The organism is Borrelia puertoricensis (assembly GCF_023035875.1).
Taxonomy (GTDB): Bacteria; Spirochaetota; Spirochaetia; order Borreliales; family Borreliaceae; genus Borrelia; species Borrelia puertoricensis.
On record NZ_CP075379.1, the window covers coordinates 394971 to 407984 of the forward strand.

At 33.7% G+C, this 13014-nt stretch carries 10 protein-coding genes; all 10 read right to left on the reverse strand.

From position 1 onward, the window contains the following. Positions 1–162: 162 nt before the first annotated feature. The 10 genes from bpuSUM_RS01885 to rplK all read right to left on the reverse strand — a co-directional run bounded on the left by bpuSUM_RS01885 (position 163) and on the right by rplK (position 13005). Positions 163–1194: a BMP family lipoprotein gene (locus tag bpuSUM_RS01885; RefSeq protein WP_247065544.1), complete on the reverse strand. Its 1032-nt coding sequence runs from the start codon at positions 1192–1194 to the stop codon at positions 163–165. Positions 1195–1228: 34 nt separating this feature from the next. Next, on the reverse strand, positions 1229–2242 hold the full coding sequence (locus bpuSUM_RS01890; RefSeq protein ID WP_247065545.1) for a BMP family lipoprotein: 1014 nt from the start codon (positions 2240–2242) through the stop codon (positions 1229–1231). 72 nt (positions 2243–2314) lie between these two features. After that, complete coding sequence (gene rpsG, locus bpuSUM_RS01895) at positions 2315–2788, reverse strand: 30S ribosomal protein S7 (protein ID WP_247065546.1); 474 nt, start codon at positions 2786–2788, stop codon at positions 2315–2317. A 14-nt stretch (positions 2789–2802) separates the two neighbouring features. After that, the gene (gene rpsL, locus bpuSUM_RS01900; RefSeq protein WP_247065547.1) at positions 2803–3177 is read right to left on the reverse strand and encodes a 30S ribosomal protein S12; all 375 of its coding nucleotides are present in this window, start codon (positions 3175–3177) and stop codon (positions 2803–2805) included. Between the two features lie 62 nt (positions 3178–3239). Then, the gene (gene rpoC, locus bpuSUM_RS01905; RefSeq protein WP_247065548.1) at positions 3240–7373 is read right to left on the reverse strand and encodes a DNA-directed RNA polymerase subunit beta'; all 4134 of its coding nucleotides are present in this window, start codon (positions 7371–7373) and stop codon (positions 3240–3242) included. A gap of 14 nt (positions 7374–7387) precedes the next feature. Further along, positions 7388–10855 (reverse strand): DNA-directed RNA polymerase subunit beta, encoded by a 3468-nt coding sequence (gene rpoB / locus bpuSUM_RS01910; RefSeq protein ID WP_247065549.1) that lies wholly within the window; start codon positions 10853–10855, stop codon positions 7388–7390. Positions 10856–10940: 85 nt separating this feature from the next. Next, a complete protein-coding gene (gene rplL / locus bpuSUM_RS01915) occupies positions 10941–11312 on the reverse strand; it encodes a 50S ribosomal protein L7/L12 (protein ID WP_247065550.1) in 372 nt (123 codons plus the stop codon). Between the two features lie 76 nt (positions 11313–11388). Then, a complete protein-coding gene (gene rplJ, locus bpuSUM_RS01920; RefSeq protein WP_247065551.1) occupies positions 11389–11886 on the reverse strand; it encodes a 50S ribosomal protein L10 in 498 nt (165 codons plus the stop codon). A gap of 10 nt (positions 11887–11896) precedes the next feature. Next, entirely contained in the window at positions 11897–12571 is a 675-nt protein-coding gene (rplA, locus tag bpuSUM_RS01925; RefSeq protein ID WP_247065552.1) for a 50S ribosomal protein L1, read from the reverse strand. Further along, complete coding sequence (gene rplK / locus bpuSUM_RS01930; RefSeq protein ID WP_247065553.1) at positions 12571–13005, reverse strand: 50S ribosomal protein L11; 435 nt, start codon at positions 13003–13005, stop codon at positions 12571–12573. Before rplK ends, rplA begins: the two co-directional genes overlap by 1 nt. Positions 13006–13014: the final 9 nt, after the last annotated feature.

Consider the following 13014-nt stretch of genomic DNA (forward strand, 5'->3'; position numbering starts at 1 on the left):
ATCCTCTCCTTATAAAATAACTTTAAACATTTTTTAATTTTTAGAAACCTACCAACAAAAATAACAATAAGTTATCATAAACATCAAAATTTACCTTGCATAAAGTAAAGGTAAATTTAAAAAAATAAACATTAATGAAATTGCCTCTCTTTAAGCAAGAAATCAATTCAATAGATTATAAACATCTAAAAACTTATTATATTCGTCAAGATTACTTGGAACTGAAATATCGCCACCAACTATTTTATCTTCTATAGTCTCAATCTCGACTTTAATAGCATCTTTAATGGAATTATGCTTAACAATACTTACAGAACCGTTTTTAAGTCCTAATTTTAATACTTTTCCACCATCAAAATTATTTGTATCCAAATAATTTTTTGTTATTTCATAAACAGAATTTCCAACATTTTTAACAACTGACGTTAAAACATTATCAGGTGCAAGATATGACTGATCTTGATCAACTCCAACGATATAATGTCCAGTCCCAAGTTCCTTTGAAACCTCAATTGCACCAAGACCTGCAAGACCTGCTGCTACAAATATGACATCGGTACCATCTTTATACATCTTTAAAGCAATAGTCCTAGCTAAAGATAAATCTACAAATGATCCCACATACTGAGAATTCAACTCAATATCTTTATTTGCATACTTAGCACCAGCTTCATATCCATATCTAAATGCATTAATAACTACACCTTCCATTCCACCTAAAAACCCAATCTTACCTGTCTTAGATGCCTTTGCAGCTAAATATCCAGCTAAAAATGAAGCCTCTTCAACTTTAAATGAGAGGCCAAGCAAATTATCAGGCAAATTTATATCATCCTCACAAATAATATCAACAATTCCATAATTAATACCCTTATTAAGGGTAGCGGCCTGCTCAGTAGCTTCTTGAAGTCTAAAACCAACTCCCCAGATAATGCTGGAACCTTTATCTTTAAGATCTTCTAAATCACTCGCATAAGCAGTACTTGTTGAAGCTTTATCAATAATCTCAACTCCAAAATCTTCTTCTAACATTTGAGCACCTTTCCAAGCATCCTCACCAAATGATTTGTCATCGAAAGTTCCATCAACTATCAGAGAAACTATGGACTTTGCCAAAGATTTAGAAGTCAATGATTTTTTATCACAACCTAAAAAAGCTAACATAGCAAAAATGAACATTATGAATTTATTCATATAAAAACTCCTCATAGTTATATTAGCTCTTATGTCACAGATTAACAACAAAGTCACCATAAGATTTTTCGTCTTTAGGAACTTTAATCTCATTACCAACTATTTTGTTTTTAATTTCTGAAAGAAAATCATAATCTTTGATTAAATCTAAATTTACTGATTTATTAAAAATCAAATCAAGTGCTCCATCTTTAAGTCCAAATTCTAAGTTATCTCCACCATTCCACTTGCCAAAGTCTAGATAAGATCTCATCAAATCTAACATAACTACGTCAACCCTCTTAACATATGATAAGAGTACATTATCAGGTGCAAGATATGACTGATCCTGATCAACACCAATAATGTAATATCCATTTCCAAGCTCTTTTGCAATCTCAATAGCGCCAAGACCTGAGAGACCTGCTGCTGTAAATATAATATCAACCCCAGAAGCATACATCTTACTTGCCATTAAATGTCCAAGAGAAACATCAGAGAATGTCCCCACATATTGAGAATTCAACTCAATATCTTTATTTGCATACTTAGCACCAGCTTCATATCCATATCTAAATGCATTAACAACTATACCTTCCATTCCACCTAAAAACCCAATCTTACCTGTCTTAGATGCATTAGCGGCTAAATAACCAACTAAAAATGCTCCTTCCTCAGATCTAAAATTGACATTCAATAAATTCTTGGGCAACTCAACATCTTCTGCGTAAGCACCTTCAATAATTCCATAATTCACATTGGTATTTTCAAGAGATTTTCGCAAAAACGTATCTGTAAACTTAAAACCAACTCCCCAAACTAAACTAGAACCACCTTCTTCCAATCCCCCAATATCTGCTAAATAGTCAGAAACCTTGGATTCTTTCCGAATTATATTAACTTTAAACTCTTCTTTAATTTGAGCCATTGCATTGGAAGAACTCTCATTAAAACCTCTATCATCAAAGGTCCCATCAACAATGACAGAAATAGTATCAGAAAGTGAAGTTTGATCTTGTGAACCTGAACAACCTAAAATAAAAAAAAACAAAAAAACCTTTTTTAACATATAGATACCCCTAATCAATTATATCTAAGATCAACACACCTCACAACAATATATTAAAAAGGTATTTTACGATTACCATCTGTAATGTGTGAAGGCTCTATTTGCCTCTGCCATTCTATGAGTATCTTCCCTTTTTTTAAAAGCAACACCTGTTGAATTATAAGAATTAACAAGTTCATTTCCCAATTTTTCTTGCATTGATTTTCCACTTGCTTTTCTGGCAGCTGCAATAATCCACTTCATTGCCAAAGCCTCACGCCTTTCCTCTCTAACTTCAACTGGAACTTGATAAGTAGCACCACCAACCCTCCTACTTCTAACCTCTACCAATGGTTTAACATTATCTAAAGCCTTACTAAAAGCAGCAACCTTATCAACTTCCTCAGTTTTTTCTGCAAGAATATCAATTGAATTATAAACTATGGCTTCACTGATGGATTTTTTTCCATCATACATCATTCTATTCACAAATTTAGCAATAACTTGAGAATCATACTTAGAATCTTTAAAGACCTTTTTTTTAACTTTTTTACTCTTTCTTGACATACAATCTATACCTCTTAAGCTTTTGGTTTTTTAGTTCCATACTTAGAACGACCTTGCTTCCGATTATTAACACCGAGAGTATCCTTAGCTCCTCTGATGATATGGTACCTAACACCTGGCAAATCTTTAACTCGTCCACCTCTAATTAAAACAACTGAATGCTCTTGTAAATTATGACCAATCCCTGGAATATAAACTGTTACTTCAAATCCATTTGAAAGCCTAACACGGGCTACTTTCCTCAAAGCTGAATTGGGTTTCTTAGGTGTAACCGTCATTACACGAGTACAAATTCCTCTTCGTTGAGGACAATTTTGAAGCGCAGGAGATGCTGTCTTTTCTTTTTGACTCTTTCTTGGCTTCCTAATTAGTTGATTGATTGTAGGCATCTATGCTCCCTTTTTCCTAATTTTACCAATAAATGGTATCAAATATATAATTTATTTTCAAGCTATATCTCAGAGCTTGAATTTTCCCTCACCTTAACTCTTTTATATAAATTCATACCTGTTCCAGTAGGAATTAAATGTCCAATAACAACATTCTCCTTAAGACCTTTAAGATCATCGACACTACCTGCAATTGAAGCATCTGTTAACACTTTAGTCGTTTCTTGGAAAGAAGCAGCTGAAATAAATGAATCGATATTAAGTGATGCCTTTGTTATCCCAATAAGGATTGGACTAGCCACTGCAGGCTCACCACCCTGTTCAATTACCCTTTTATTTTGGTCATAAAAAGTATGCTTATCTACCTTTTGGTTATAAACAAAATTAGTATCACCTACAGATACAATCTTAACTTTCTTCATCATCTGTTTAATGATCACACCAATATGCTTATCATTAATACTTACACCCTGTTTCCTATAAACATCCTGAATTTCTGCTAATAAAAATTCTTGCAAACTAATTCCACCAAGAATTTCAAGAACATCATGAGGATTAATTCTTCCATCACAAAGCATATCTCCAGCCTTAACAACGTCTCCATCCCTAACTAAAAGATGTTTCCCAGCAGGAATATAATGCTTATGCTCAACTCCATACTCATCTAAAACATTAATGAGTCTCTTACCTTTTTGAATCGCTTTAAACTGAACAACTCCACTTACCTTCGCCATCTCAGTCAAATTCTTTGGAATTCTTGTCTCAAATAAATCATTAACCCTAGGAAGACCACCAGTAATATCTTGAGTTTTTTCAGAACCTTTGGAAAGTTTAGCAATAATATCTCCTATATCAATATCTTGTCCATCTTCAACTTGCAGATAAGCATCTCCAGGAAGAACATAAGATGAAATCTCAATTCCTCTATCATTAATAATTAAAATCCTAGGATCAAGAGATTCAAACACTTGATCTGTAATTCTCTTCTCAATATTTCCCGTTTCAAGGTTTATTTCTTCTTTAAGAGTCGTTCCTAAAATAATATCTTTAAATTTAACTTTTCCCCTAACTTCAGCAATAATTGGTTCCGCAAATGGATCAAATGTTCCAATTATACGCCCAGCCTCAACATAATCACCCACATTAACCTCAAGTTTCGTACCAGTCTTTAAAGATATCTCTTGCTCTTCAGAGACAATCATCAGCTTGTTATCTTTAATTTTAACATAACCAATATGAGATGATAATACATCAATACCATCCTTGCTTGTAAACAAAGGCATTCCCTTAATTACCTTTTGAGAATCTAATACCTTAAGCTCTTTAATATCCTTAATATCTTCTTCATAAATAACATTTATTACTCTTAAAGTTCCTTTTCTTGTAAAAAGCAATCCGCCATTAACTTGCACATTAAATCCCTCTAATCCATTAAGAATAAAAGAGTTTTTAAGCGCAATCTTATCATCTTCACTACCAGCCTGCGCAACTCCCCCAATGTGAAAAGTTCTCATGGTAAGCTGTGTTCCTGGCTGACCTATTGACTGAGCTGCTATTATCCCAACAGCCTCTCCAATATTAACAGGTTTATTATTTGAAAAGTCACGTCCATAACATTTTTGACAAACTCCATGCTCAGCTTCGCAAGTTAAAACAGATCTAATTACAAGCTTGTCAATACCAACGGTTTCCAATAACTTTATCTTATCCTCTGTAATTTCTTCATTTACATCTAAAATAATCTCGCCCGTAATAGGACTTTTTATTCTCTCAATTGAATAACTACCAACGGCTTTTTCTCTTAAAGGCTCAACTATTTCTTCACCATTTTTTAAAGCCTCAACTTTTATACCATTAATAGTTCCACAATCTTCTATTCTAACAACAACATCTTGAGCAATATCTACCAATCTTCGAGTTAAATATCCGGCATCCGCTGTCTTAAGAGCTGTATCTGCAAGTCCCTTCCTTGCACCATTTGTAGAGATAAAAAACTCTATAACAGAAAGCCCTTCTTTAAAATTAGAAATAATTGGAAGTTCAATAATATCCCCAGAGGTTTTAGCCATCAATCCTCTCATTCCCGCAAGCTGTCTTATCTGATTTCTACTCCCACGAGCACCAGAATCAGCCATCATATAAATCACATTAAATCCATCTCTATCTTTTTTAAGAATTTCCATCATCTTATTGGTAAGCTCTTCATTTGTCTTTGACCAAACAGAAACAACATTGTTGTATCTCTCTTCTCCAGTAATAACACCTTTAGTATAATCACTCTGAATTTTTGCAATTTCTCTATTAGCCTTATCCACATATACTTTCTTCTCTTCAGGCACAATAATATCACTCATACTTATTGTACATCCAAATTTAGTAGCATATTTAAACCCAAGTTCCTTAATAATATCCAACATCTCAATTACAATAGAGGAACCATACACAACATAAACTTCAGAAATCAAATTCTGTAACTCATAATCGCTAAGGGTTTTATTTACAAATGAAATACTCCCTGGTAAAGCCTCATTAAATACAACACATCCTGCCGTAGTTTCTATATACTCACCATCAACCTTTACATAAATCCGCGCATTATAGTCTAGACTTTTATTATTAATTGCAAGAAGAACATGATTGAAATTAGAGAACTTACGCCCTTCTCCCACTACATTTTTCCTCTCCATAGTTAAGTAATAAAGACCTAATATAATATCTTGAGACGGAAATACAATAGGATGTCCGTTCGCAGGATTTAACAAATTATTAGTTGACAACATCAAAGCCCAACTTTCAGCCTGTGCTGCAGGTGTTAAAGGAACATGTACAGCCATCTGATCTCCATCAAAGTCAGCATTATATGCATGACAAACAAGAGGATGTAATTTAATTGCCTTACCTTCAACTAACACTGGTTCAAAAGCTTGTATTCCCAGCCTGTGAAGTGTTGGGGCTCGGTTTAAAAGCACAGGATGTTCTTTAATAACATTGTCTAAAATCTGCCATACTTCATCTACTTCTTGCTCAATTAAACTCTTTGCTCGCTTTATGTTAAATACAGATTCACTCTCAATCAATTTTCTAATTACAAATGGTTTAAAAAGCTCAAGCGCCATCTTTGCAGGAATACCACATTGATGTAACTTAAGTTCAGGTCCCACAACAATTACAGAACGACCTGAATAATCAACTCTCTTTCCAAGAAGGTTTTGCCTAAATCTACCTTGTTTACCCTTGAGTGCATCAGAGAGAGATTTAAGGGGTCTATTGGATGTACCCTTCACAACCTTTCTCTTATGAGAATTATCAAAAAGAGAATCAACTGATTCTTGTAACATTCTTTTTTCATTTCTGACAATAATCTCAGGTGCATTAAGAAGCAAAAGTTTTCTTAACCTATTATTTCTATTTATTACTCTTCTATAAAGGTCATTGAGATCAGAAGTTGCAAATCTTCCACCATCAAGTTGAACCATCGGTCTAATTTCTGGAGGAATAACAGGAAGAACATCCATAATCATCCATTCTGGCTTATTTCCAGAAACTTTAAAATTTTCAATGATTTCAAGACGTCTTAAAAGTTTTTTATCTGTCTTATCATCTTTATCAATCATCTGAAGCCTAAGCTTGGATGAAAGTTCATCAAGATCAAGATTCTCAAGTAAAGTTTTAATGGCCTCAGCACCCATTGAAGCACTAAAAGACATTCCATATCTCTCTTTTGCTTCAGAGTATTCATCTTCATTTAAAAGTTGCATCTTCTTAAGATCAGTATCACCTGGCTCAATTACGATATACTTTTCATAATAAAGAATAGAGTTTAAATTAGAAGCTGTAATATCAAGTAAAAGACCAATTCTAGAAGGAATATATTTATAATACCAGATATGAGCAACAGGAGCTGAGAGTTCAATATGCCCCATTCTCTCACGTCTAACTTTAAAATGAGTCACCTCAACATTACAACGATCACAAATAATACCTTTATATCTTATTGACTTAAACTTTCCACAATAACATTCCCATTCTTTAGTAGTTCCAAAAATTCTCTCGCAAAAAAGACCATCTTTCTCAGGTCTTAAAGTTCTATAGTTAATAGTTTCAGATTTTTTAACCTCTCCATAAGACCAACTCCTAATTTGATCAGGAGATGCTATCTTTATTCTTATCTTTTCAAAATCTTTTATCTCTTTCATAAAACCCTCAAAACCTAAGTTTTATTAATTAATTCCTCTTCCTTTTCTGTCAAAGGAATTTGATTGCCATTATCATCATAAATTGATAAATCAAAACCAAGACCTCTTAGTTCTTGCATCAAAACATTGAAAGATTCAGGAATTCCAGATACATTGGTAGGAATACCTTTAACAATATTCTCATATATTTTAACTCTACCTGACATATCATCTGATTTTACTGTTAAGAGCTCTTGAAGAGTATAAGCAGCTCCATAAGCTTCAAGTGCCCAAACTTCCATCTCTCCAAGTCTTTGACCACCAAATTGTGCCTTTCCTCCAAGAGGTTGTTGAGACACAAGTGAATAAGGACCTGTGGATCTTGCATGCATCTTATCGTCAACAAGGTGATGCAGCTTAAGCATATATATAATTCCAACCATTACCTCATTCTCAAATGGTTCCCCTGTATATCCATCATATAAAATTGCTTTTGACGTTTCATTAAATCCGGCTTTTTTCAACTTTTCTTGAATACATTCATTTGTAGCAGACTCAAACACAGGAACATCATAATATTCACTAAGATATTTACCAGCAAGACCAAGCTGAGACTCCATTAGTTGCCCAATATTCATACGAGACGGTACTCCTAAAGGATTTAGACATATATCAAGAGGGGTTCCATCTGCAAGATATGGCATATCTTCAACAGGAAGGATCTTTGCAACTACACCCTTATTCCCATGTCTTCCTGCCATCTTATCACCCTCTTTAAGTCTCCTTTTCTTGGCAACATAAACTTTTAATATTTCGTCAACACCAGGTGGAAGATTACCAACATCATCCTTAGTAATTCTTTGAACATCAATTACAGTACCCTCAGTACCATGTGGTACTTTGAGTGAATTATTCTTAACATCCTTAGCCTTTTCACCAAAAATAGATGTCAAAAGCTTAAATTCAGGAGTAATGTCTCCCTCTGATTTTGGTGTAACCTTACCAATCAAGATATCACCCGGCTTTACATAAGTACCTATCCTTACAATTCCATTTTCATCAAGCTTATTTAATATCTTTCCACTAACATTGGGAATATCAGCTGTAATTTTTTCAGGCCCAAGCTTAGTCTCCCTTACCTCAATACTAAATTCTTTAATATGAATTGAAGTGTAAAGGTCTTCCTTTACAATTCTCTCCGAGATTAATATAGCATCTTCATAATTGAATCCATTCCAAGGAATAAAACCAACCAACAAATTGTTCCCAAGGGCCAGTTCTCCATATCTAGTAGCAGGACCATCAGCTATTATTTCACCCTTATTAACTACTTGACCTTCCTTAATCAAAACTGAATGGTTAAAAGAAGTGTCCTGATTTGTCCTCTCATATTTTGCAAGTTCATATTCATCCAAATCATGCTCACCATCAGCATTATCAGGTCTGATAACTATTCTCTTGCTCGTTGCCAATACAACGGTACCTGATCTTTTTGCCTTAATAACAACACCAGAATCCTTAGCAACTATTCGTTCCATACCAGTACCAACAATAGGAGGTTGTGGAAATAACAAAGGAACTGCCTGACGTTGCATATTTGAACCCATAAGAGCACGATTTGCATCATTATGCTCAAGAAAAGGTATCAATGCCGAAGAAACAGAAATTAATTGTCTAGGTGAAACATCCATATAATCAATATTCTTAGGAATCATTGTAGTATAATCACCAGAAACTCTAACAGAAATTAAATCATCAATATAATTACTCTCAGCATTAACAGCCGCATTTGCCTGAGCAATACATTTTTTCTCTTCATCAATTGCAGACAAATACTCGATCTCATCAGTAACCTTGCCATTAACTACTTTTCTATAAGGGGTTTCTAGAAACCCATAATCATTCACCTTTGCATACGTAGCTAAAGAAACAATAAGACCAATATTTGGTCCCTCAGGAGTTTCAATAGGACACATTCTACCATAATGGGTATAATGCACATCCCTTACTTCAAAACCTGCACGATCTCTTGAGAGTCCCCCGGGACCTAAAGCATTAAGACGCCTTTTATGCGTCAATTCAGCTAAAGGATTAATCTGATCCATAAATTGTGAAAGCTGACTAGTTGCAAAAAATTCTTTAACAGCAGAAACAATAGGCTTAACACTTATTAATTCTTGGGGTTTAAGATTAAACACTTCTTTATTAGACATTCTATCTTTTGCAATTTTTTCTACTCTTGACATTGCACCTTTATATATATTTGTAAGCAATTCACCAACAGAACGAACTCTTCTATTTCCAAGATGATCAATGTCATCAAGAACATCATGTCCATCATATATTCTTAAAAGATGAGATATCGTATTTACTATATCTGTCATAGTAAGCACTGAAGTCGTTAAGTCATTAAGACCAAACTTTTTAGAAAGCTTATATCGCCCCACATGACCAAGATCATATCTCTTCTCTGAAAAAAATACAGTTCTTAAATCATTCTCAGCATTATCAATAGATATTGGCTCTCCAGGTAAAAGCACACTATAAACCGCAAGCATCACAGATTCTCTTGAAAGCTCTTTAAAACCATCCTTTAAAGAAAAATAAGCATCTTCCTTCTCAAAACAGTTCAAAATAACATCAGAACTGATAAAACGTTTCCCAGGAACACTATCATATCCATCAACATCAATAAGGTCTATTTCTTTTACCCCATTTTGCAAGAAATCTTCAATATCTTGCAAAGTTATTTTATCACCTGCACGATAAGTCATATTTTCTTTTATGGTAATGTTTACTGCTAAATATTGCCCTGTAATTTCTCTTTTAGTATCTTCATTTACTTCAATTTTTTTTATCTTATAAAAAGTTTCAATTATCTTTTCCCTAGTATCAAGACCTAAGGCTCTTAAGAAAAGAGTAACAAGTATTCTTTTTTTTCTGTCTATCTTAACATAAAGGTAATCTTTTTTTGTGTCGATCTCAAATTCCAACCAAGAACCACGATAAGGAATAATACGAGCATAATATAAATCTTTTTCCTTGTAAAAAACAACTCCAGGAGATCTATGAATCTGCGATACAATTACTCTCTCAGCACCATTAACAATAAAAGTCCCTCTATCAGTCATTAAAGGAATAGTCCCCATATAGACATCTTTTTGTCTTATCTCTCCTGTTGTTAGAAACTGTAAATTTAATCTTATCTTTAAAACAGCCTCATAACTTTGGCCCTTTCTTTTGCATTCTTTTTCAGTAAAACTAAGAGAATCATATTCAACATAGTATTTCTCATATTCAAGCACAACTTCACCATTGCTATTTTTCATAGGAAAAACATCTCTAAAAACAGATTCAAGGCCTTCATTAAGCAAAGGTTTATTATTCTTTAATCTATCAAGCTGCAAAAATTTTTCATAAGAATTCAATTGTATTTCTATTAGGTTAGGTAAGTCTAAGATTTCTTCGGCTTTTCCTTGTCCTAGATGAACCCTTTTTATCATTAAAAGACTCCTTTTTTAAGACACAATAAACCACATGCCACTAAAGTGACATGTGGAATAACAAATCTGGCATATTTTTAATGTTTTATTTAATTTCAACTTTTGCACCAACTGCTTCTAGTTTCTTCTTTATATCCTCAGCATCTGCTTTCGAAACACCTTCCTTAACTGCTTTAGGTGCAGCTTCAACTAAAGCTTTAGCCTCTCCAAGTCCAAGTCCAGTAACAGCTCTTACTTCCTTAATAACGTTTATTTTACTATCTCCAAAAGACATAAGCATTACATCAAATTCAGTTTGTTCTTCAGCATCACCTGCAGCAGGACCAGATCCAGCAGCAACAGCAACTGCAGCAGCAGTAACTCCAAATTTTTCCTCAATAGCTGTTACAAGCTCAACAACTTCAGATGTCTTGGCTTCTTCAAGCCATGTTAAAATATCCTCTTTACTTAGTGCCATATTAACTTAACTCCTTTCTTTCACATTATTTCAAACAGTGATAGCATGCACTGTATTAAGACTAACACTGTTCTGATTAAACATTAACATCTTTAACATCAGACAAAGCCTTTAAAGTTCTTGCAAGTTTTAAAATTGGTGCTTTAAGCACACTCATAAATAAAGAAATAGATTCCTTTTTAGTAGGAAGTTTACTATACGAATTAAGTTTAGCCTCATCATAAACTTCTCCTAAAACAATCCCCCCCTTAACTTTTAAAGAGCTAGTTTTAACAAATTCATAAAAAATTTTTGCAATCACATTAGCCTCATCAACAGCAGTAACAACAGCTGTTGGTCCTAAAAGATAAGAATCAAGACCTTCCATGTGTCTATCTTTTAAAACTCGCTTCATTATATTATTTTTTACAACCTTTAATTCACCTTTCTCATTTTCAACTCTATTTCTCAACTCAGTAAGCGTTGATACTGTCAAACCTCTGTAATCTAGAAAAAAAATATTATCCTTACCATCTAAAAACTTTTTCAACAAATTAAACATTTCAATCTTTTTAGGATTTACCTTTGCATGCATAATTCAACTCCTAAACAAAATCAATCTTCACAGAAGGTCCCATGGTAGATGACATATAAACACTATCTACAAAAGTACCTTTTAAATCACTTGGGCGTCTTTTAAGTAATTCCTTAATAAATTCATCATAATTTTCCTTCACCTTACTGTTATCCATAGAAGACTTACCAATAGAAAAATTGATAACACCATTTTTATTTGCCCTAAACTCTGTACGACCCTTCTTAAGACTAGCTATTGTACCCTTTAAATCATTTGTAATTGTTTGTGTCTTAGGATTTGGCATTAACCCTCTCTTACCTAAGATAGGACCAAGTTTCCCTACATCCCTCATCATATCAGGTGTTGCAACAACAACATCAAAATCAATAAAACCACCTTTAACCTTGTTAATCAGATCATCATCTCCAACATAAGCAGCACCAGCTTCCCTTGCTTCCTCAGCTTTATCACCTTTTGCAAAAACAAGTATTCGCTTTTCTCTCATAAATTGATTTGGCAAAACAACTGTATCCCTAACTGTATGATTCTTCTTTAAATTGAGATTAACAGATATATCTATAGTTTCATCAAATCTAACAAATTTGATCTCTTTTAATAAAGAGATTGCATCATCTATGCTGTAAGATTTAAGCTTATCTACCTTAGATAGAGCTTGCATATATTTTTTCCCACTCTTAGCCATTATTTTTCCACCTCAACACCCATAGAACGAGCACTGCCTGCAATGATTTTAAATGCAGCAAGTTCAGTTTTTGCATTCAAATCAGGCATTTTAACCCTTGCAATTTCCATTACTTTTTCTTTTGATATAGTCCCAACCTTTTCTGTATTTGATTTTTTAGAACCTATCTCTATACCAACAGCCTTCTTAATCAAAACCGAAGCTGGAGGAGTTCTTACAATAAACGAAAAACTCTTATCAGCATAAACAGTAATAATAACAGGAACGATAATCCCTGGCTCCATTTTTGCTGTTCTCTCATTAAATTCCTTAACAAACTGAGGCCCACTAACACCATGTGGTCCAAGGGCTTGACCTATTTTAGCTCCTGGAGCAGCTTGAGCAGCTGGAACTTGAAGCTTAATCCAAGCAACTTCTTTTTTTTTCTTAGACATAAACAACTC

What these genes read in the sequence shown, in the direction of transcription:
- bpuSUM_RS01885 (WP_247065544.1), bottom strand. Translation starts at nt 1,194, where the DNA reads ATGAATAAATTCATAATGTTCATTTTTGCTATGTTAGCTTTTTTAGGT.
- bpuSUM_RS01890 (WP_247065545.1), bottom strand. Translation starts at nt 2,242, where the DNA reads ATGTTAAAAAAGGTTTTTTTGTTTTTTTTTATTTTAGGTTGTTCAGGT.
- rpsG (WP_247065546.1), bottom strand. Translation starts at nt 2,788, where the DNA reads ATGTCAAGAAAGAGTAAAAAAGTTAAAAAAAAGGTCTTTAAAGATTCT.
- rpsL (WP_247065547.1), bottom strand. Translation starts at nt 3,177, where the DNA reads ATGCCTACAATCAATCAACTAATTAGGAAGCCAAGAAAGAGTCAAAAA.
- rpoC (WP_247065548.1), bottom strand. Translation starts at nt 7,373, where the DNA reads ATGAAAGAGATAAAAGATTTTGAAAAGATAAGAATAAAGATAGCATCT.
- rpoB (WP_247065549.1), bottom strand. Translation starts at nt 10,855, where the DNA reads ATGATAAAAAGGGTTCATCTAGGACAAGGAAAAGCCGAAGAAATCTTA.
- rplL (WP_247065550.1), bottom strand. Translation starts at nt 11,312, where the DNA reads ATGGCACTAAGTAAAGAGGATATTTTAACATGGCTTGAAGAAGCCAAG.
- rplJ (WP_247065551.1), bottom strand. Translation starts at nt 11,886, where the DNA reads ATGCATGCAAAGGTAAATCCTAAAAAGATTGAAATGTTTAATTTGTTG.
- rplA (WP_247065552.1), bottom strand. Translation starts at nt 12,571, where the DNA reads ATGGCTAAGAGTGGGAAAAAATATATGCAAGCTCTATCTAAGGTAGAT.
- rplK (WP_247065553.1), bottom strand. Translation starts at nt 13,005, where the DNA reads ATGTCTAAGAAAAAAAAAGAAGTTGCTTGGATTAAGCTTCAAGTTCCA.